The following is a 19,074-nucleotide window of genomic DNA, read 5'->3' as shown; positions in this document are numbered from 1 at the left end:
TACGTCACGTGCTCTCGGCCGGGTACAGAGCCAGACCTCGCGAGACCGAAGCCGACAGTGCGTCAGAGCATCAGCAGCAGGCGCGTGTTCGGTACGAGCTTGCGGTTCACGCTGGTGCTCTGTACGAAGATCGTGAAGTCGTCGTTGTGGTCCGGCTTGACGCGGACTTCCGTGTTCGGCAGGCCGAGCAGGGCTCGGGCCTCCGGCCCGGTGTACACCCGGTCCGTCTTCTTCTCCAGCACCGCGATCTGCTTCCTCGCCTGGACCTTCTCCGACTTGCTCAGCTGGTAGAACGCACCACCGGTGCGGTAGGCGTGCCCGCACTCGACGACCCAGTCCCGGATCGCCGCGTCGCGGGCCACGGGGATCAGCTGGTACCGCGAGGGGTCCACCGGGGTGAGCCCGGCCGCCTCTATGGTGTCCTTGTTGACCGCCTCCGCACCGGTGGAGAACACCGCCCGCGATCCCCGGATGCCCTGGGTACGGCCGACCATGAAGTTCTCGGTGGCCTGCCGGATGACCTGTCCGGCTTCCTCCAGCCCCTGGGTGCTCGTGGCGTCCCAGATGGCGATGTTGTCCTTCGGGAAACCGCACTGCATGGCTTCGCGCTTGCCCATCTGGTCCGGCACCAGGACGGCCAGCGTCCAGTTGTCCTGCTGTGTCGCGATCATCTCGGACACCGCCTTGACCAGGTCGCGGGGAGTCCTGGTAGTGACATCCGGGCAGCGATGGCTCGCGTTCTCCTGGCCGTCGGTCAGTACGAACGTCAGGAAGCTGTGGTCGCCGTACAGTTGAGCCGTCTGCGCCAGCTCCCCCTGCGACTTCAGCGCGGCCGCCAGCAGGGCGGTCATCCCACCGGCCCGGTACAACTGCTTCAAGGACGGCATCCTCAGCACGTCCTTGTCGTAGATGACGCACTCGACCTTGTCCGCGAAGACGTAGACCGTGACGCGGGTTTCCTGGTCCAACTCCCCCGACCGGCGGGCGAGGTAGGCGATCTGCTGGTCGGCGACTTCCACGACCTTGCGGCTCAGGTGCGACATGGACGAGCTGGCGTCCAACACAAGAGCGACGTGATTGATGTAGTTCTGGCTTCCGGACATGGTGGCTCCCCCTCGTTCCGACCCGATGCTTCTACTCTCTCACCCACCACTGACAATCGATCTTGGTTCCGGGGGGCGGGACCAACTGTCCGTGAGCAGCGGTCCGATCGCATCGACGGTGGTCAGCCGGCGTGGCCACACCACGGGCACTGCGAGGACGCTGAGATCGGGGCATCCGCCCACGACAGTCATATGGCCCGGTCCCGCATCCGGTCCGACACCGTCTCCGACGGCGCGGTCATGTGGCGCCGTCGGTCCCCGGACGTCAGGACGGTGTGGGCGCGGGCGGCGCGACGGCCTCCCAGACGAAGCCGTCCGGGTCGGTGAAGGCGTCGGCCGTGCCGCCGAGGACGATGCGGTGCGAGCCGGTGCCGTCGGCGGGGACGCTCAGGTCCTTGGCCAGCGCGCGGCGCTTGTACAGCGCCAGCTTGACGGGGCTGGACTGACCGGGGGTGAACTCGACGTACCTGGCGCCGAAGCTCCTGGCCACGGTCAGGCCCCGGCCCACATAGAACTGCTTGGTGGCCTTGACGTCCTCGACACCGAGCAGCAGGACGACCTCGTCGATCTCGCGGGTGGCGGGGCCGGCGTCCTTCTTCGTCGAGGTCGCGATCTTCCAGATCGTCCCGTCAGGGGCCCGGACGACGCCGCCGTAACCCCACATCGACTTCGTGGCGGGCTTCAGTACCGCGGCACCGGCGTCCACGGCGGCGGCGACGAAGCCGTCGACGGTGGCCGGCCCGGACACCGTGAGCGCCAGGGTGAAGCCGCGAAATCCCGTCGAGTGCCCCACGGACTCCCGCAGGCGTATGTACGTGTCGACGCCGAAGGCGCTGTAGAAGCGGCGGGCGGCATCGGGGTCGGCCACCTCAAGGGTGACGGACGCGAGGATGGTGCGGGCTGCGAGGGAAGCGGTGGTTGCCATGTCCCTCACGCTAGAGGCCGGGCGGTGGCCTGGGCTTCTCGATTCCTGACCGGTCTCGCCACTTGCTTGGCCACGCACGCGGGCATTCCCTCCACCGTGATCGCCGGGCTCGCGTCTCGGGACGTACCCGAGCCCTCGGCAGCGTCGCCGACGGCGTCTGCCGCCTGGCGTCGGAAGGCCCCGGGAGGTATGCCGACCAGCTCGGTGAAGCGGGTGGTGAACGTACCCAGCGACGCGCAGCCGACCGCGAAGCAGACCTCGGTGACGCTGAGATCGCCCCGCCGCAGCAGTGCCGTCGCCCGCTCGATGCGACGCGTCATCAGATACGCGTACGGCGACTCACCGTAGGCGGCCCGGAACTGCCGACTCAGGTGCCCGGCGGACATGTGTGCGTCGCGAGCGAGCGCCTCCACGTTGAGCGGCCGCGCGTACTCCCTGTCGATCCGGTCGCGGACGCGGCGGAGCCGCGCGAGATCGTCCAGGCGCTGTGCCTGGACGCGTGCGTGCCGCCATTCGGGCTTGCACATGAGAACCCTCCCCTTCGTGGTTCGTCATCCCCCACAGGGTTCAGCGCAGTTCCTGGATGCGGACCAGGTTGCCCGCGGGGTCGCGGAAGGCGCAGTCGCGGATGCCGTACGGCTGCTCGGTCGGCTCCTGGACGACCTCGGTGTCACCGGCCTGCACCTTCTCGAACGTGGCGTCGAGGTCCGGGGTGGCCAGCAGGATCCAGCCGTAGGTGCCCTTGGCCATCATCTCGGTGATGGTGCGGCGTTCCTCCTCCGTGATGCCGGGATCGGCGGCAGGTGGGGCCAACAGGATCGACGTGCCGGGCTGACCGGCCGGGCCGACCGTGATCCAGCGCATCCTGCCCTGCCCGACATCGCTGCGGACCTGGAAGCCGAGGACGTCGCGGTAGAAGGCGAGCGACGCGTCCGGGTCGTCGTGCGGCAGGGAGGTGGTGTGAATGGTGATGTCCATGGCGAGCAGGCTAGACGCGCTGCGTGTGCCGCGCTTCTCGATTCCTGCCGAGAACAGGGAGAGCCGGCGCAGCACGAGGGGCGTCGAGCCGGGGCCGTCATCCCGCTGTGTAGCCTGTCGATCTGTTCGAAGGGGATGAGGGTGGGCGTGCGGACGTTGGTGGAGGGCGCCGTCGCGCAGGCGCTGCGCGACAGGGGCGGCGAGGCGATTCGCCTGTATGTCTCCGCCTGCACCGAACGCATGGCGCCCCTGTTCGTGGGCCTGCGGGCAGGCACGCCGGGGCGGGAAGCCGAGTTGGACTTCTATGCGGAGTCCGTGCGCGATCTCTGGTCCGTCGACCGGCCGCTCGCCGACGCCGCCGAGCGCGTACGCCGGTTGGAGCGGTTCCCTGAGCTTCAGCCGAACGAGGAGGGGATCACGGGGGTCGCCGATACCTACGCCTTCTTCGGTGTCCTCTGCCTGCGGCATGCGCTGCTGGCCCACGGGTCAGGAAACGCTGATGAGGCGGTGTCCTGCGGTCATGCGGCGCTCACCGCGATGGGGTTGCTGGACCGGAACGTGTCGGGTGCCGACCTCCTCGCCGAGGAGCAACGGTTGCAGTCGCTCTCGCTGAGCGGCGACGCCTCGGGCCTGTGGGAGGCGAGTGTCACGGCAGGGCGGGAGAGGTTGCGTGTGGTGGTGGGCCGCCTGCCCCGATAGGCGTGTTCCTGCCTCTGTGAGGCGTGCGGCATCCTACCCGCACGACGGTTCCGCCGTACCTGGATTCGGTCCAGGCAGCCTGTCCCGCGTACGTTTCGACGGGGCGCGGCGTAGGCGTCCTGGGCGGCGGGTGCGAGAGGGGTGGGGAGCGGATGACCGATCAGCCGGTGTTCGTTCTGGGTGCGGAACTGCAGGCGCTGGAGCTTGCCGGGTTCGAGACGGAGGAGGAGTTCCAGGAGTTGCTGGCGCGCCATCCTCGGGTGCTGGATTTCGGGGCGCTGGCCGATGGGCGACCGCTGCGGCTGGTGCTGGTGGCCCGGGAGATGGGGGTGGCGACCCACACGGAGAGCGGGGCGGCGTACTGGCTGGACCATCTCTTCGTCGACGCCGACGGTGTGCCGACGCTGGTGGAGGTCAAGCGGGCCACGGACACGCGTATCCGCCGTGAGGTCGTCGGCCAGATGCTGGACTACGCGGCGAACGCCGCCCGTTACTGGCCGGCGGTGCTGCTCCAGCGTTCCTTCGAGGAGACCTGCGTCAAGGACGGGCGACCGCTGGACGAGGCGTACGGTGAGCTTCTGGGTGAGCGCTCCCCGGACGAGTTCTGGACGACGGTGGAGGAGCGGCTGGCCGCGGGGCAGATGCGGCTGCTGTTCGTCGCCGACCGGATTCCGCTGGAGCTTCGGGCGATCGTGGAGTTCCTGAACCGGCAGATGCGCCAGACCGACGTGTACGCGGTGGAGCTGACCCAGTATCGCGGTGGGGGAGACCTGCGGGTCCTCGTTCCGCGTATTCACGGGGAGGTCGCCACGGCGGCGAAGTCCCCCTCCGGCCGCCGCACCACCCAGCGGACCACGCGGGCCGACATGGACGTGTCCATCGGCTCCCGCCGCGATCCCGAGGTACGGCGGATCGCCGCCGCCCTGCTCGATCACGCGGCGGCGTGGGGACGGCCGGAGGGTGGCACGGCCAAGTACCGCAGCATGTCCGCCTACTACCCTGTCTCCGGGCGGCACGTGCCGCTGTGGACTCTGTCCTTGCAGGACGGACCGGCGAGGGACGATCTCTCCTTCGCCTTCGGGTCGATCACCCATCACCTCGGTCGTGAGCAGGCGGCAGCGTTCGCGGCGTCGCTGCCGGCCGTTCCCGAACTGGCGGCGAGGCTGCAGGTGTTGCCGTCGAAGGCGTACAACGCCTGGCCTTCCGTCTCCCTGCCCTCCCTCGCCTCGGAGCCCGGCGCTCTGGAGGCCATCCTGTCCGCGATCCAGGGCCTCATGGACGGTCAGGGATCCGCTGTCTGATCGTGTCATCTGTCTGATCGTGTCATCGCGGGGCGGGACGCGGCATCGCAGCGGATCGCGTCGCCGTGGGGGGCCACTTCTGGACGGCCTGCTCGCTGATGCGCAGGTCTCGGCGGGCACAGGGACGTCCGCCCCGACGGAGGGCGGCACCTGGGCGCCAGAACTGCGCGAGAAGGCACGTGAGGTGGTGCGCCGCATGCCGCTGATCGGCGCCCCCGCACGACGAACCGATCGCCTGTCGCCCACCCGAGCAGCTCGGCGCGGAGACGGTCACGCGAGGACGGGCCGCGCGAAGGCCGGACCCGGCGGTGGAATGCCGTGGTGACGGCCGCACCCGGTTGCCGACGACCGGCGCGACCTGTCGAGCCGCCGCGACCGCGTCGCCGACCGCGGTGCCGTGTGGGCTCCGTACGCCCGTCCGCCGCGCATCCTCAAGCGCTCGGCCCGTGCGAGGCATGGCTTTGCCACGGGGGCGGCCGTTACTCGACCACCATCTCCAAGGGGGCTCGGAACGACAACAGGCCGAGCATCGGCGGCTCCCCGGCCCGCACCGCCGGTCGGACACCCGGAAGGCCGCGGGCCGCGGCCCGCAGGGCGACCGCTGCCTCCGTGCGTGCCAGCGAGGCGCCCGGGCAGCGGTGACGGCCGACGCCGAACGCCAGATGGTGGCGGACGTTCTCCCGGTGCGGGCACATGCGTTCCGGGGACGGGAAGACCTCCGGATCGGATCCGCTGCCCAGGAGCATCACCAGCAACTGTGCGCCCGCCGGCAGCTCCACCCCGTTCAGTGCGGTGGTCCGAGCCGTCACCCGGCGCCAGGTGGTCACGGGCGGCTCGCGCCGCAGGACCTCCTCCACCCATGCCTCGGCCAGGCCCGCCTCCCCGGCCACACGCGACCACATACCGGACTCGGCCAGCGCCCGTCGCAGTACGGTGGTGATGAGCTGCCCGGTCGTGGACTGGCCGGCGATGAAGACGAAGAAGCACACGCCGACCGCGGTCTCCACGTCCAACGGTCTGCCATCGGGCAGCCGGTGACGGGCGAGCGCCCCGATGAACGAGTCGGCCGAGGCCGTGCCGTCGCGCACGGTCGCGGTGAGCCACTGGTGGAAGTCCACGACGAGGCTCGCCAGCTCCAGTTGACGTTCTCTCGTGGGCCTGCCCCAGAACAGCTCCAGCGACGCGTCGCTCCAGCGGATCAGGGTGGCCGGTTCGACGCCCCGTATGCCGAGCAGTTCCATCAGCACCCGGCAGGGGAGGACCTGGGCGAACGAGGTGAACAGGTCGCAGCTGCCCGTCGCGTCGATCCGCGACCGCACCTCGTCGAGCAGTTCGTCGGCGATGCGCTCGATCACCGGTACGGCGTCCGCGACACGGTTCGCGTGGAAGAACCGGGTGACCACGCGACGCAGCCCGGGGTGGGTCGGGGTGCCGTTGTTGGCGAGTGCGGGCGGAAGGGCGAAGCCGCCACGGGCAAGGACCCGCAGCACGGCGACGGGCAGGGGAGTGACGGTGTGCTGGGCGTTGTCGGGAAGGAAGACGTCCGGGTCCAGCAGTACGTGGCGCACGTCGTGGTGGCGGCTGACCAGCCAGAGCCCTGTCGCCGGGTCGTGGTGCACGGGAGCCTCGGACCGCAGCAGGTCCAGCCAGGGATGGGGGTCGCGGACGAAGGGCTCGCCGAACAGGTCGAGCAGGCCGAGCGGGTCCCGGGTGCCGGGAGATCCGTCACCCGGGCCGTGCCCTGTCGCTCCGTCCGCGGGCGCGCATCCGTCCATGGCTGGGGAAATCACGGCCGGAAGCTAACACGCACCAGAGGGCATACCCGACCGTATGTGCGCGGCATCACCCGGCGATCGCCGGCTCCACTGGCCCACCCTCAGCCCCCGACTCACCGCCCGGGCTCGCCCTCGACGAGGCGCCGCAGCTCGGGGAGCAGGGCATCGAGGTCGTGACCGGTCCGGAACGCGACGACGGTGGTACCGCGCCCGTCATCCGACGAGGAACCGGGTGCCGGGAAGAGCGCGAGCACCTCGCGCATGGCTTCGTCGATCTCCGCGACCGGATCGGTCGACTCGCCGCGCAGCCATCGGCGGAGCACATGGTTGTGGGCCGCGACGACGGATGCCGCCATGAGTTCGGCTCGCAGTGACGCCGACTCCGTCGGGTCACCCATCCAGTCCGCGATGAACTCACGGAACAGCCGCTGGTATCGCGCCACGCTGGCGATCTCCCGGTCGCGCAGGGCAGGCACCTTGCTGGTCAGCGCGTACCGCCGCCGGGCGAGATCGCCTTCGTCGATGTAGTGCAGCAGCACCAGGCGGACCGCGTCGGACACGGAGACCAGCGCGGTGCGGTGAGTCGACGTCGTCAGCCGGTCTTTGATCAGCTCCAGCAACCGGTCGTGGTCGGGGAAGATGACCCCTTCCTTGGACCGGTAGTGCCGGAAGAACGTCGTGCGCCCCACCCCGGCCCGTTCGGCGATGTCGTCCACGGTGGTCTGCTCGTAGCCGCACTCGTCGAAGAGGGCGAACGCGGCATCCGCGAGTCGCATCCGCGCAGATGGCTTGCTCATGACCACCCATCCTCTCTCGTCACCGTCACCGTCACCGTCACCGTCACCGTCACCGTCACCCTCACTGACCCCGACCCCGACCCCGTGTCCGGTGTCTCTTGCCCTCGCCCATGGTACTGAGTACCGTCTGAGTGAAATCGAGTACCGAAGGGTTCGGTGGGCATTCCGTCGCGACAGCGATGACGTCCTGCCGGTAAGGCGTTACGCAGGGGTCGACACGGAACCGTAGGAACCCCGGCGCGCGGCCGACAGCCCGCGACGACATCGGCAAGAAGGGATCCATCCGGTGAGCGCCGAGCCCACGGATACGTCCGAGAACGACATCCACACGACCGCGGGGAAGCTCGCGGACCTGCAGCGTCGTATCGACGAGGCGACGCACGCCGGCTCCGAGCGCGCGGTGGAGAAGCAGCACGCGAAGGGCAAACTGACGGCCCGTGAGCGTATCGAACTGCTCCTGGACGAGGACTCCTTCGTGGAGTTCGACGAGTTCGCCCGGCACCGCTCCACCGATTTCGGCATGGAACGAAGCCGCCCCTACGGCGACGGTGTCGTCACCGGCTACGGCACGGTCGACGGCCGTCCGGTGGCCGTGTTCTCGCAGGACTTCACGGTGCTGGGCGGGTCCCTGGGCGAGGTCTTCGGCCAGAAGATCATGAAGGTGATGGACTTCGCGCTGAAGACCGGCTGCCCGGTCGTCGGCATCAACGACTCCGGCGGCGCCCGCATCCAGGAAGGGGTGATGGCGCTGGGCATGTACGGCGAGATCTTCCGCCGCAACACCCATGCCTCCGGCGTCATCCCGCAGATCTCCCTGGTGGTCGGCCCGTGCGCGGGCGGCGCGGTGTACTCCCCCGCGATCACCGACTTCACCGTCATGGTCGACCGGACCTCGCACATGTTCATCACCGGCCCCGACGTCATCAAGACCGTCACCGGCGAGGACGTCGGCTTCGAGGAACTGGGCGGCGCCCGCACCCACAACGCCACCTCCGGCGTGGCCCACCACATGGCGGGCGACGAGAAGGACGCCATCGAGTACGTCAAACAGCTGCTGTCCTACCTGCCCTCCAACAACCTCAGCGAGCCCCCGGTCTTCCCCGAGCAGGCCGACCTGAGCGTGACGGGCGAGGACCTGGAACTGGACACCCTCGTCCCGGACAGCGCCAACCAGCCCTACGACATGCACACCGTCATCGAACACGTCCTGGACGACGCCGAGTTCTTCGAGACCCAGGCCCTGTTCGCCCCGAACATCCTCACCGGCTTCGGCCGCGTCGAGGGCCACCCCGTCGGGATCGTCGCCAACCAGCCCATGCAGTTCGCCGGCTGCCTGGACATCGACGCCTCCGAGAAGGCCGCCCGCTTCGTGCGCACCTGCGACGCCTTCAACGTCCCCGTCCTGACCTTCGTCGACGTCCCCGGCTTCCTGCCCGGCGTGGGCCAGGAACACGAGGGCATCATCCGCCGCGGCGCCAAACTCATCTACGCCTACGCCGAGGCCACCGTCCCCCTCATCACCGTCATCACCCGCAAGGCCTTCGGCGGCGCCTACGACGTCATGGGCTCCAAACACCTCGGCGCCGACCTCAACCTCGCCTGGCCCACCGCCCAGATCGCCGTCATGGGCGCCCAGGGCGCGGTCAACATCCTGCACCGCCGCACCATCGCCGCCACCCCCGAGGCCGAACGCGAAGACGTCCGCGCCCGCCTCATCCAGGAGTACGAGGACACCCTCCTCAACCCCTACACCGCGGCCGAACGCGGCTACGTCGACGCCGTGATCACCCCCTCCGAAACCCGCCGCCACCTCATCCGCGGCCTGCGCCAACTGCGCACCAAACGCGAGAGTCTCCCCCCGAAGAAGCACGGAAACATCCCCCTCTAACCCCCCACGGAGCCGACATGACCATCAAGGTCGTCCGGGGAAACCCCACCCCCGAAGAACTCGCCGCCGCACTCGCCGTCGTCCGCGCCCGCACCGCGGCAGCAGCAGCCGTAGCCGTCCCCGAAGCGCCTGCGCAGCCGAACGAGTGGGCGGACAAGAAGCGCGCCATCCTCCGCGACGCCTTCGCACAGCCGGGACCGACGACCTGGCGCAGTTCCTATCGGCTCCGCTGAACCCGTCCGGGTACGTTGCGCGGTACGCTAGTACCCTTTTGTGAAGCTCGGGGCGGGCTGGGCGACCGCCCGCCGGTCCCGGGGGAGCCATGCGTGGGGGACTGCTGCGGTGACGACCCCCCTCTGACTCGCGCGACCGGCGCCCGCGCAAAACGGCACGCAGGCGCGTCGTCGACACTCGCCGACGAGACGAACTGCTGCGCCAGGCCGAGGCGATCATTCTGGCCGAAGGCTTCACCGCGGTGACCATGGATGAGTTCACCCAGCGGCTCGGGTGCTCCAAGGCGACGCTGTACAGCCTGGCCTCGACGAAAGAGCAGTTGGTGCCGGCGGTCACCCTGGCCTTCTTCCGGGACGCGACCGCCGAGATCGAGCAGGCCGTCCAGGCCGATCCCGACCCCCGTCGGCGCATCCGGGTCTACCTCGCCGGCGTCGGCACGGCCATGCGGCGGCACTCCCACGCGTTCTACGACGACATGGTCGGGTACGAGCCGACGGCACAGATCTACCGCAAGAACTCCGCCGCCGCGCACCGGGTCCACGAGTTGATCGAGGAGGGCGTGCGGGCCGGCGTTTTCCGCGAGCTCAACGGGCATTTCGCCGCCCAGGTCGTGGCCGTGACCATCGACGCGGTTCAGTCGGGGGTCCTCCTGGAGAGCACGGGCCTGACGGCCGGCGACGCCTTCTCCGAACTCGGGACCTCCTGCTGGACGGCCTCAGTTCGGGGCAGGCCCCCTCCGCGGAAGAGGCACACGCCCCGGATCGCCCCTGACCGGGCGCCCGGCCCTCACCCGCAACTCGCTTCCGGTGCAGGGCGGTTCACCGATGCCCTCGTGCGTGCGAACCGAGGTGGGAGTCGTCGGCGATCGGCAGACGTATGTCCCCGGCGGGACCGGTCGTATCGGTTGAGGCCGGTCCGCCTACAGCTTGCCCGTCCGGAAGTCGGCGCTGCTCTTGAGGATCGCGGATTCCATGGTCCAGTTCTCCGGCTGGACCCGCTCCCAGAGGCTTCCCTTGCCGAGTTCCCTCCCGAGCCGGTCCTCTCGGCGGAACCATTCCTCGGCGCTCCTGATCCTGTTGGGGTGGATCTCGTCGAGGAGGGTGTAGTCCCTGGTGATGATCCCGTGCTTCCACACATTCCAGAAGCCCGTGAAATTGTCACGGAAGCTCATCGTGCTCTTGTCGCCGGGGTCGGCGTTGTATCCGGCGGGGTCGTCGGCGATCCCCTTGAGGTCCGGATGGTTCCAATACGTTTCCAGGTCGGTGTCGATGTACTGCGCGGGATGGCCGGTCACCTTCTCGAACGCCGCGGCCATATCGGCGTAGGTCATGTGCTCGATGGCGACTTCGAGATCCATGCCGTTGGCGCGTTCCGGGTGGTCGAAGAGCCAGCGGACGTAGAATCCGCAGTCGTCGAGTGCCACGTGGGGAACGGCTCCCTCGCCGAGCGGGACGCGCCACGTGACGACGCCGTCCTCGATGCCGGGAGTCATCGGCGTGAGCGGGGAGATCACCATCTCGATGTAGGGACCCGAGGTGAAGACCGCCGCCCCCATCCGGTCCCAGTTCTTCTCGTTCTGGAACAGAACCCATTCGGCCATGCGACCTTTTCCGTCATAGTGGCCGGTGCGGAACCTGGAGTCGTAGCCCGACTTCTTGAGGGCGTAGTCGAGGTTTCCGTAGACGTAGAACTTGATTCCCTCTTCGATCGCGATCTCGTAGCTGCGGAAGGCCCAGTAGGTCTCCGTCTTCTCGCCGGTGTTGAATCCGTCGATGTTGATGAAAGCCCCGTCACAGCCGCGGAATCCTTCGCGCAGCACGTCCTCGTCGGCGAACGACCCCTCGAGGACGGAGACGTTTCCGAGCGCGAGGAGTTCCTGGGCCCGGGGGGAGGTGGCATCGCGGGTGAGGACCCGGACGGAGTACTTCTTGTCGGCGACCAGAGCGCGGACAACAGGAATTCCTTGGGCGCCTGTACCGCCGATGACGAAAATGGTGGAGGTGGCGTGGGGAGACATGGGTCGCGGCTCCGGAAGTCGTAGGAGGTCGTAGGAAGTCATAAGGAAACTGATCGGTTTCCCTTACGGTGCGCCGATCGGTTTCCTGGCGGCAAGGGGCCCGGCCGTGCCGCGGCCCAGATCTACGCCCGCGCGGGCAACCCGCCGATCCGGGGCAGAGGTCGATGCCGGCCAGCCACTGGCTCACGGTCCGGAGCGTCACACCGGGGATTTTCTGGGCGGACCGTTCGGCCGTGATCGAGTGGTCCGGCTGCGTGGCGAGGGCCTGGTACACGTCCGCGACGGCTGCGGCGGCCTGCTCGCCCAGCATGGGGGCGAGCGGCGCGAAGAAGGCGTGGGGGTCGGTCGCCTCGTAGGTCACGGCCCGCCCGGGCCGGGTCCTGAACGCCTCGGCCAGGTCCTCCCCGCTGACTTGGACAGCGCCGCCATCCACTGCGTTGCCGAAGTGGCTGGCGCCGATCATGCCGACGGAGCCGTTCGCGCCGGGAAGGGCGGCAGCCCACCGTACGGTGTCGTACCCGTCGCTCTCCTCGTGCCTCCACGGGTCCTACTCACCCTCGGAGGCGAACCGGCCATGGGTGTCCTGAAGGACGACCATGAAGCCACGCCGAACCGCCGTCAGGGGATCGAGGACCGCGATCGCCAGGGGCATCTGCTTCCCGTACGGCAGTCGGCCTGGCAACACCGGCCACGGCCCCGTGCCCCGGGGCGGTAGACATCGGCGCGCAGTACGGTGTCGTCCCGTATCTCGGCCGGAACGTCGAACTCGATCTGGATCTCTGCCACGTAACGTTCCTCCGCGTATGACGACGCTGTCACGCGACATGGTCGAACCCGGCCACCCTCACGCAGTACACCCGAACGGAGGTGGCCGCGGTGCTCGCGGGGTCGTCACGCCACCGCGGTCAGCAGGTCGGCCAGTACGTCCGGCCGTTCCAGGGCGATGAAGTGGCCCGCTTTCGCCACCTGCGTGAAGTCGGCGGCCGGCAGCAGCTTCTTGTTGGCCTGCCGGTCCGAGGGCCGGGACCAGTCGTTCTCCCCGTAGACGAGATGGATGGGGGCCTTGACCGCTGAGTAGAGCGAGCGTGCCGCGATGAGGCTGGGCAGGCTCTGGTACACGGCCCGCGCGACGGTCGGGTAGCCGCGGCGGCCGCCCACCTGGAGGAGCTCGTCCACGTAGTCCTCCCGTAGCGCGCTCTTGTCGTTGAGGCCACCCTGCAGGATCTTGCTGAGGGCTGGCTTGGGCTCCACCCCGGCGATCACCGGGCCCACTCCCGGAGTGAGGACACCGCTCACCACCACGCGGGCGAGGAGGCTGGACCGGGCGATCCCGCCGCTGAAGTCGTACGCGTTCACCGCGACGACGCGCCGTACCCGCTCCGGCAGTGCGGCCGCGGTGGTCAGGGCGAGCACCGCTCCCATGGACTCCCCGGCCAGCGTCACATCGCGGAGGTCGAGTTCGGTCAGCAGCCGCTCCACGCCCGCGCGCATCGCCGGCTCGTCGTACGACGCGCCGGGCACGATCTCGGAGTAACCCATCCCCGGCAGATCGAGGGCGTACACGGTGTACTGGTCCGAGATCATCGGGATGAGGAGGCGGAAGTGCTCGGCCTGCGTGCGCACGGTGTGCAGCAGGACCAGCGGAGCGCCGGTGCCCGCCTTGAGGTAGCGCAGCGTTCCCTCGTGACCTTCGCGTCCCGCGCGCGGCGCGATGGTGTGCGTGGTGGTTCCCGGGATGTGGATCGTGGGACGTGGATCCTGGCTGGGCATCTCGTCGGCTCCTCTTCCTGCTCGGTTACGGCTGTCGGCTAATCGGTCGGCTACTGCTACTGCTACTTGGCCAGTTGGGCGTACAGGCCCGCGAGGTCTCCGGCGAGGCCCGCCTTGACCTGTCGGGTGATGTCGTCGGCGAGCACCTCGTACGCTCCGGTCTCGATGCCGTCGAGGGCCAGAGCGGCGACATCACGAGGGGTGGACTTGGGTGCCTCGATGCCCGCCGTCAGGTCCGTGTCCACGTAGGCGACGTGCAGTCCGGTGACGCCGATGCCGCGCGGCTGCAGTTCCAGGCGCAGGGAGTTCGTCTGCGACCACAGTGCGGCCTTGGACGCGCTGTAGGAGCCGCCGAGGGCCAGCCAGGAGAGCACTGAGTGCACGTTGAGGATGTGTCCGCCACCGTTGCGCTCGATGACCGGCACGAAGGCCCGGGTGACCAGCAGGGGGCCGTAGAAGTTGGTCTCGAACTCCCGGCGCACGTCCTCGACCGGGGAGTCCAGGAAGGACGCGCCGACCGAGGCGCCGGCGTTGTTGATCAGTACGGTGACGTCGTCCGCCTGTGCGGCGGCCGCGGCCACGGCTGCGGGGTCGGTGACCTCCAGAGCCACCGGGACGGCGTCGGGGTGCGTCACGGTGCGCGGGTCGCGGGCCGTGGCGTAGACCTTGCCGGCGCCGCGGGCGTAGAGCTCCTCCACCAGGGCCTTGCCTATGCCGCGGCTGCCGCCGGTGACGAGGACGTTCGCGCCCTTGAGAGCGGTCATGACTGCCTCCACAGAGTGAGAAACCGATCGGTTTCCACAACAGTAAACCGGTCGGTTTCCTGGCGCAAGTCCCAAGGAGGCGAAACGAAGGGAGAAGTCGCGGCGGGGGCTCGGGCTGGGGGGTGTGAGGGGTGGGGGCGGGGGCTCGTGGGCGCCCTCCGCGGGAGCCCCGGCGGGGCGCCGACCTGCCATCGGTGCCCCGCTCGACGTTCGTTCGGCCGTGACGGCAGGGTTCAGCCCGTGATGACAGGGATTCGCTCGGCAGTATCCGTATCCCCCATGTCGCCATCGGTGCCCGAACCGGCACCCGCTCGCGTGCCCGTCTCTGTCGGCAGGTCGGTCTCCTTGATGCCGAATCGGTCGTAGACCGTGCTGGAGTCATGGCCAGGCTCAAGACACATGACGAAGCGCTCCGCCTCCGGCTCCTGCATCGCGCGGCCGCCACGGTTTTCGACCGGGGCGCGGCCGCGCTGAGCCTGCGACAGCTCGTGGCGGACGCGAAGACCTCCGCGACGGCGGGCTACTCGCTGTTCGGCAGCAAGGCGGGTCTGCTCGGCAGCCTGTATCAGGAGGCTGTGAGCCTCTTCGTCGAGCGCTTGGGTGCCGTACGCCCGACGAGCGACCCGGCCGGGGACGTGATCCGTATGGGGCTGGCCTACCGCGAGTACGCCGTGGCCAACCCGCACCTCTACGCGATCCTCTTCTCCGACCGCGGTGAACAGTGCCCGTCCGGCGCGGAGCGGCCGCGTGAGGTCGTCGAGTCGTACCGGCCCCTCGTCGACGCGGTGCGCCGTGGGCAGCGGGCCGGGCGGTTCGGTTCCGCGTCCGATCCCGAGGTCATCGCGCTGTCGGTCTGGGGAACGGCCCACGGCCTGGTCTCCCTCGTGCTGTCCGGGAACGAGCCGCCGGAGCTGGCGGTCGCCGACTGCTACGAGCGGGCGCTGCGGCGTTGGTGGCGGGGTTGCGGGAGAGCGAGGAGCCGGTTCCGGGGCTGACGAGGTGACGTTCGAACCACGGAATTGCGGGGCCCTCGCTCGGAGTGGCCCCGTACGCCACCAAGAAACCGATCGGTTTATATTCGGTCGGAATCGGGTTAACCTCGCAGCATGACCACTGAACTGAAATCAAGCCCGAGGGAGCGGCTGCTGGAGGCGGCGGCCACACTCACCTACCGAGAAGGCGTCGGCATCGGCGTCGAGGCCCTGTGCAAGGCGGCAGGGGTGTCCAAGCGCTCGATGTACCAGCTGTTCTCGAGCAAGGACGAACTGCTCGCGGCGAGCCTGGAGCGGCGCACTGCCGCCTACGTGGCGGCACTCGTGCCCGCGGCGGATGACGACCGTTCCCCCAGAGAGCGGATCCTGCATGTCTTCGCGCAGGTGGAATCGCAATCCGGTGGGCCCGAGTTCTACGGCTGCCCCTACCTGGACGCGCAGATCGAGCTCAAGGACCAGAACCATCCCGCGAGCCGGGTCGCCCGTCAGGTCAAGGAGAACCTGACCGCCTTCTTCCGTGGCGAGGCCGAGCGGGGCGGGGCGAGTGACCCCGGTCTTCTGGCCCGGCAGCTCAGCCTGGTCTTCGACGGCGCCAGCGCCCGCGCGGGCATTGGGGCGGACACGCTGACCGGGCTGGTCGCACCCACGGTGATCACCCTGCTCGACGCGGCGGGCGCGCGCTGACGCCTCACTCCTCCAAGGTGTTTCCCTGTCGCCGGCGTGCCCCGATGTACGGGGGACGTCCGTGCGGCCGAAAGAGTGTTGCCGGGCGTGCCACAGGTGGGGAGCTTGCGGTTCGGTCGTCAACGGCGCTGGCGAGACGGTAGGCGCGCGATCTGCTGGATCCTCGTGCGGCGGCGACCGGACGAGGCGCCGATCGGGCTTTGCTACGCGCTCACCGGCCCGGAGCTGAAGGACATGCACGGAATCGCGGAGGACTTCGCGGCCGTGCTGGGACGCCCGGTCACGTATGTTCCCGAGGACATCGAAACCTGGAACGAGACCTACGTGGACACCCACATGTCCGCGTACCCGCACATCGCGGAGCACCTGAAGACCCTGACCCGGATCATCGGACGCGGAGGCTACGGCGGTCTCACCGACGAACTGGAAACCCTGCTCGGGCGCCCGCCGAAGACTGTGCGGTGGGCTCTGGAGAACCACCCGCGCATCCAGAAGCTGACGGCTGCCTAGTCTGGGTGGCAGTCCCCAGCAGTCCCCAGCAGTCCTCAGAGTTCCCAGCAGTCCCTGACAGGCCCTGAGAGTGTTTGCGCCCGTTCAGGGCGTGGGCGGCTTCGTGAGGGATGAATGGTTCGTCAGCCGCACCGCACCGCACCGCATCGCATCGCTGCGTAGGCGCCGCGGTGCGGCTTGAGCGGCCGCTCAAGGTCGAGCGCCGACGGATGCCGCGGAGTGTGCTGCCCGCAACGTGACCTTGTCGATCTTTCCGACGGCGTTCTTGGGAATGGCCTCCACGACCACGTACGAGGTCGGGCGTTTGTAGCCGCTGAGGCTTCGGGCACAGAGGTCCTGGAGAACCGTCGGATCGACGGTCCGGCCCGGTCGTGGCTGGACGTAGGCGACGACCACTTCTCCCCATTTCTCGTCGGGGGCGCCGATCACGGCGGCTTCGAGTACGGACGGGTCGCCCGCGAGCACGTCCTCGATCTCCTTGGGATAGATGTTCTCCCCACCCCGGATGATCATGTCTTTCGAGCGTCCGACGAGGGTCAGGTAGCCGTCGGCGTCGAGATGACCGACGTCGCCCGTGTGCAGCCAGCCGTCGACCACGACTCGGGCCGTCTCGTCCGGACGGCCGAGGTAGCCCCGCATGACATTGGGGCCTCTCAGGACGACCTCTCCGTCCGTACCGCGCGGCACCTCAATGCCGTCGGCGTCGACGATCCGGATCTCCTGACCGGGGAAGGGCGGTCCCACGGTTCCGGCGCGTCGAGGGCCGGCGACGGGGTTGACGGTGGAAGCGCAGGTGCCTTCGGACAGTCCGTATCCCTCGACGAGCGGAAAACCGTAGCGCGCCTCGAACCGGGTCAGCAGCTCGGCGGAGGCCGGGGCGGCGCCGCAGACCCCGAAGCGCAGGGACGAGGTGTCGGGGCGGATCTCGTCCGGGAGCGCCGCGAGCATGCTGTAGATCGTCGGCACGGCACTGACGAAGGTCGGACGCTCGCGCTCGACGACGTCGAAGAAGGTGTCCGGGCTGAAGCGGTCGGCGATGGCGACGCTCGCGCCCGCGAGCAACGGTATGAGCGTGCTGATCACGATGCCGTTGACGTGGAAGAGGGGCAGGATCAGCAGGCATCGGTCGGCCGGCCCGACCTCCAGCGCTCGACGCCCCATGTCCGCCATGGCATCGATGTTGGCGTGGTCGAGCATCACGCCCTTCGGCACCCCGGTGGTGCCGCTGGTGTAGATGAGGAGGGCCAGCGCGGACGGGTCCGGCGGGGGTGCCTGCTCCGGTTGCACCACACCGCCGCGCAGTTCACCGACGGCGAGGACGGCAGTTGCGTCCGCGCCGTCGACCTCACCGTCCTCGCGCACCACGAGGCGTGCGCCGGAGTCCGCGAGCTGCCGGGCCACTTCGACATCGGTCATGCTCGGGTTGACCGGCGTGATGGTGGCGCCGAGCCGCCAGGCGGCGAACAGCAGCAGCACGAACTCGACGCGATTGGTCAGCTTGACGGCCACGACATCACCAGGACCGATTCCGAGGTCCTGAAGGTGCCGCGCCGCAGCCTGGACACGACGCAGCAACTGGTCGTTGGTGAGGGTCTGACGGCCGTCCGAGACCGCGGCCCCGTCGGGGTCGAGGGCCGCGCGGCGGTCGGGCAGGGAGGCGAAGTTCATGGCGAGGGCGTACCTGTCTGGGTGAGATGCGATCCGGTCACGGAGCCGACGCGGCGGCTGCCGGGTTCAGCTGACGGGCGAGGAACTCGATCTGGTCGCGTACCAGTTCCTCGAAGGTCTCGCCGGTGTAGAAGTCGAAGTGGCCGGCGCCGTACCTCTTGATCTCCGCCCTGGGCGCGGTGCGCGCATGACGGAGGGTCTGGGCGGGAGGCGTGACGGTGTCGGTGTCGCTGACGCAGAAGAGGATCGGGAAGGCGATCTTCCTGGCCGCGCGCCCGGGCCGGTAGGCCACGATGGCCGGAATGACCCTCGCCGCCACCTCGTTGCGGAACGTCGTCCCCGCAGGTTGCAGCGCCTGGTATCCGGGCAGGGCGTCCGCGGCGTTCATGAGGGCCGGCGTGCCGGGGGCGGCGGCGATGGGAACAGTGACGGGTGCCTTTCCGCGGATGCCGGTCAACAGATCGCGGGCGACCACCGGAGTGATCCTGAGCGAGGCGAGAGGACCCAGCGCCAGTGCGGAGGCGAGACCGTCGGTGAAGGGGCACTGGGCCACGGCCGCGCGCAGTTCGGGGTGGCGCGAGGCGACGGTGATGGCGTGGCCGCCGCCGAACGAGCTGCCCCACACGGCGATGCGCGTGTGATCGACGTCAGGGCGAGCTTTGACGTAGTCGACGGCGGCGTCCCAGTCGGTGAGCTGCCGCTTGATCGACAGGAGTTGGCGCGGATGGCCGCCGCTGTCCCCGAAGTGCCGGTACGTGAAGGCCAGCGCGGCGATGCCGGCCTGTGCGAAGCGCTCGGCGAAGGCGTCCAGACGCATCTCGCGGGTGGCACCCAGGCCGTGCCCGAGGACGACGACGGGCGCGGAGGTGACACCGGTGGGGAGGTAGAACCAGCCGGCGCAGGTGCTGTCGCCGGAGCGGAAGGTGATGTCGAGCCGGGTGAAGGACTGTGGGCTTGGCGTGGTCATCG

19 protein-coding genes and 1 pseudogene are annotated in these 19,074 nt (G+C 69.3%); 8 read left to right on the top strand and 12 right to left on the bottom strand.

Annotation, left to right across the window (positions count from 1 at the left end):
- Nucleotides 1-62: 62 nt before the first annotated feature.
- The 4 genes from H4687_RS03280 to H4687_RS03265 form a co-directional block, all read right to left on the bottom strand.
- Entirely contained in the window at nucleotides 63-1,103 is a 1,041-nt protein-coding gene (locus H4687_RS03280) for a vWA domain-containing protein (RefSeq protein WP_046919263.1), read from the bottom strand.
- 265 nt (nucleotides 1,104-1,368) lie between these two features.
- Entirely contained in the window at nucleotides 1,369-2,028 is a 660-nt protein-coding gene (locus tag H4687_RS03275; protein WP_046919270.1) for a VOC family protein, read from the bottom strand.
- A gap of 5 nt (nucleotides 2,029-2,033) precedes the next feature.
- Entirely contained in the window at nucleotides 2,034-2,555 is a 522-nt protein-coding gene (locus H4687_RS03270; RefSeq protein ID WP_046919262.1) for a helix-turn-helix transcriptional regulator, read from the bottom strand.
- 40 nt (nucleotides 2,556-2,595) lie between these two features.
- Complete coding sequence (locus H4687_RS03265; protein WP_046919269.1) at nucleotides 2,596-3,006, bottom strand: VOC family protein; 411 nt, start codon at nucleotides 3,004-3,006, stop codon at nucleotides 2,596-2,598.
- 141 nt (nucleotides 3,007-3,147) lie between these two features.
- On the opposite strand from H4687_RS03265, the gene H4687_RS03260 reads away from it, so the two are divergent.
- Both H4687_RS03260 and H4687_RS03255 read left to right on the top strand, forming a co-directional pair.
- Entirely contained in the window at nucleotides 3,148-3,705 is a 558-nt protein-coding gene (locus tag H4687_RS03260) for a hypothetical protein (RefSeq protein ID WP_233443591.1), read from the top strand.
- Between the two features lie 152 nt (nucleotides 3,706-3,857).
- A complete protein-coding gene (locus H4687_RS03255) occupies nucleotides 3,858-5,006 on the top strand; it encodes a PDDEXK family nuclease (RefSeq protein WP_046919261.1) in 1,149 nt (382 codons plus the stop codon).
- A gap of 479 nt (nucleotides 5,007-5,485) precedes the next feature.
- On the opposite strand, the gene H4687_RS47400 is transcribed toward H4687_RS03255, so the two are convergent.
- A complete protein-coding gene (locus H4687_RS47400; protein ID WP_046919260.1) occupies nucleotides 5,486-6,781 on the bottom strand; it encodes a cytochrome P450 in 1,296 nt (431 codons plus the stop codon).
- A 113-nt stretch (nucleotides 6,782-6,894) separates the two neighbouring features.
- Nucleotides 6,895-7,578 carry a TetR/AcrR family transcriptional regulator gene (locus H4687_RS03245; RefSeq protein WP_046919259.1) on the bottom strand — a complete coding sequence of 228 codons (684 nt, stop codon included), beginning with the start codon at nucleotides 7,576-7,578 and terminating at the stop codon, nucleotides 6,895-6,897.
- Nucleotides 7,579-7,864: 286 nt separating this feature from the next.
- Between H4687_RS03245 and H4687_RS03240 the strand changes: the two genes are divergently transcribed.
- Together H4687_RS03240 and H4687_RS03235 are read left to right on the top strand one after the other, a co-directional pair.
- Nucleotides 7,865-9,466 (top strand): acyl-CoA carboxylase subunit beta, encoded by a 1,602-nt coding sequence (locus H4687_RS03240; protein ID WP_046919258.1) that lies wholly within the window; start codon nucleotides 7,865-7,867, stop codon nucleotides 9,464-9,466.
- Between the two features lie 17 nt (nucleotides 9,467-9,483).
- Complete coding sequence (locus tag H4687_RS03235; protein WP_046919257.1) at nucleotides 9,484-9,699, top strand: acyl-CoA carboxylase epsilon subunit; 216 nt, start codon at nucleotides 9,484-9,486, stop codon at nucleotides 9,697-9,699.
- Between the two features lie 920 nt (nucleotides 9,700-10,619).
- Here the strand turns inward: H4687_RS03235 and H4687_RS03225 are convergent.
- Nucleotides 10,620-11,717 carry an NmrA family NAD(P)-binding protein gene (locus H4687_RS03225; RefSeq protein WP_046919256.1) on the bottom strand — a complete coding sequence of 366 codons (1,098 nt, stop codon included), beginning with the start codon at nucleotides 11,715-11,717 and terminating at the stop codon, nucleotides 10,620-10,622.
- Between the two features lie 233 nt (nucleotides 11,718-11,950).
- Here H4687_RS03225 and H4687_RS47395 point away from each other — a divergent pair, with 233 nt between their 5' ends.
- Entirely contained in the window at nucleotides 11,951-12,073 is a 123-nt protein-coding gene (locus tag H4687_RS47395; protein ID WP_264086568.1) for a hypothetical protein, read from the top strand.
- A gap of 143 nt (nucleotides 12,074-12,216) precedes the next feature.
- Here the strand turns inward: H4687_RS47395 and H4687_RS48390 are convergent.
- From H4687_RS48390 to H4687_RS03210, 3 genes and pseudogenes are all read right to left on the bottom strand, one after another.
- A pseudogene (locus tag H4687_RS48390) lies at nucleotides 12,217-12,543 on the bottom strand (CocE/NonD family hydrolase); the annotation flags it as partial.
- Between the two features lie 65 nt (nucleotides 12,544-12,608).
- The gene (locus H4687_RS03215) at nucleotides 12,609-13,487 is read right to left on the bottom strand and encodes an alpha/beta fold hydrolase (protein ID WP_046919254.1); all 879 of its coding nucleotides are present in this window, start codon (nucleotides 13,485-13,487) and stop codon (nucleotides 12,609-12,611) included.
- A 62-nt stretch (nucleotides 13,488-13,549) separates the two neighbouring features.
- Nucleotides 13,550-14,251 (bottom strand): SDR family oxidoreductase, encoded by a 702-nt coding sequence (locus tag H4687_RS03210; protein ID WP_046919253.1) that lies wholly within the window; start codon nucleotides 14,249-14,251, stop codon nucleotides 13,550-13,552.
- A 380-nt stretch (nucleotides 14,252-14,631) separates the two neighbouring features.
- Between H4687_RS03210 and H4687_RS03205 the strand changes: the two genes are divergently transcribed.
- The 3 genes from H4687_RS03205 (at nucleotide 14,632) to H4687_RS03195 (ending at nucleotide 16,437) form a co-directional block, all read left to right on the top strand.
- The gene (locus H4687_RS03205; protein WP_046916333.1) at nucleotides 14,632-15,246 is read left to right on the top strand and encodes a TetR/AcrR family transcriptional regulator; all 615 of its coding nucleotides are present in this window, start codon (nucleotides 14,632-14,634) and stop codon (nucleotides 15,244-15,246) included.
- A gap of 111 nt (nucleotides 15,247-15,357) precedes the next feature.
- Entirely contained in the window at nucleotides 15,358-15,927 is a 570-nt protein-coding gene (locus H4687_RS03200) for a TetR/AcrR family transcriptional regulator (protein ID WP_046916334.1), read from the top strand.
- A 165-nt stretch (nucleotides 15,928-16,092) separates the two neighbouring features.
- A complete protein-coding gene (locus H4687_RS03195; protein WP_225966577.1) occupies nucleotides 16,093-16,437 on the top strand; it encodes a Rossmann-fold NAD(P)-binding domain-containing protein in 345 nt (114 codons plus the stop codon).
- Nucleotides 16,438-16,626: 189 nt separating this feature from the next.
- Here H4687_RS03195 and H4687_RS03190 read toward each other — a convergent pair whose 3' ends face one another.
- Both H4687_RS03190 and H4687_RS03185 read right to left on the bottom strand, forming a co-directional pair.
- Complete coding sequence (locus H4687_RS03190; RefSeq protein ID WP_046916335.1) at nucleotides 16,627-18,105, bottom strand: class I adenylate-forming enzyme family protein; 1,479 nt, start codon at nucleotides 18,103-18,105, stop codon at nucleotides 16,627-16,629.
- 37 nt (nucleotides 18,106-18,142) lie between these two features.
- Nucleotides 18,143-19,072, bottom strand: coding sequence for an alpha/beta hydrolase (locus H4687_RS03185; protein ID WP_046916336.1), 930 nt, complete (start codon nucleotides 19,070-19,072; stop codon nucleotides 18,143-18,145).
- Nucleotides 19,073-19,074 lie beyond the last annotated feature (2 nt).

This window comes from Streptomyces stelliscabiei (genome assembly GCF_014873495.1).
In the GTDB taxonomy this organism is placed as follows: Bacteria; Actinomycetota; Actinomycetes; order Streptomycetales; family Streptomycetaceae; genus Streptomyces; species Streptomyces bottropensis.
Note: the sequence above shows the minus strand (reverse complement) of the source record. Positions and strands in the feature narration are given on the sequence as shown.

Coding starts and splice junctions, on each gene's coding strand:
- H4687_RS03280 (WP_046919263.1), bottom strand. CDS start 1,103: ATGTCCGGAAGCCAGAACTACATCAATCACGTCGCTCTTGTGTTGGAC.
- H4687_RS03275 (WP_046919270.1), bottom strand. CDS start 2,028: ATGGCAACCACCGCTTCCCTCGCAGCCCGCACCATCCTCGCGTCCGTC.
- H4687_RS03270 (WP_046919262.1), bottom strand. CDS start 2,555: ATGTGCAAGCCCGAATGGCGGCACGCACGCGTCCAGGCACAGCGCCTG.
- H4687_RS03265 (WP_046919269.1), bottom strand. CDS start 3,006: ATGGACATCACCATTCACACCACCTCCCTGCCGCACGACGACCCGGAC.
- H4687_RS03255 (WP_046919261.1), top strand. CDS start 3,858: ATGACCGATCAGCCGGTGTTCGTTCTGGGTGCGGAACTGCAGGCGCTG.
- H4687_RS47400 (WP_046919260.1), bottom strand. CDS start 6,781: ATGGACGGATGCGCGCCCGCGGACGGAGCGACAGGGCACGGCCCGGGT.
- H4687_RS03245 (WP_046919259.1), bottom strand. CDS start 7,578: ATGAGCAAGCCATCTGCGCGGATGCGACTCGCGGATGCCGCGTTCGCC.
- H4687_RS03235 (WP_046919257.1), top strand. CDS start 9,484: ATGACCATCAAGGTCGTCCGGGGAAACCCCACCCCCGAAGAACTCGCC.
- H4687_RS03225 (WP_046919256.1), bottom strand. CDS start 11,717: ATGTCTCCCCACGCCACCTCCACCATTTTCGTCATCGGCGGTACAGGC.
- H4687_RS03215 (WP_046919254.1), bottom strand. CDS start 13,487: ATGCCCAGCCAGGATCCACGTCCCACGATCCACATCCCGGGAACCACC.
- H4687_RS03210 (WP_046919253.1), bottom strand. CDS start 14,251: ATGACCGCTCTCAAGGGCGCGAACGTCCTCGTCACCGGCGGCAGCCGC.
- H4687_RS03205 (WP_046916333.1), top strand. CDS start 14,632: ATGGCCAGGCTCAAGACACATGACGAAGCGCTCCGCCTCCGGCTCCTG.
- H4687_RS03200 (WP_046916334.1), top strand. CDS start 15,358: ATGACCACTGAACTGAAATCAAGCCCGAGGGAGCGGCTGCTGGAGGCG.
- H4687_RS03190 (WP_046916335.1), bottom strand. CDS start 18,105: ATGAACTTCGCCTCCCTGCCCGACCGCCGCGCGGCCCTCGACCCCGAC.
- H4687_RS03185 (WP_046916336.1), bottom strand. CDS start 19,072: ATGACCACGCCAAGCCCACAGTCCTTCACCCGGCTCGACATCACCTTC.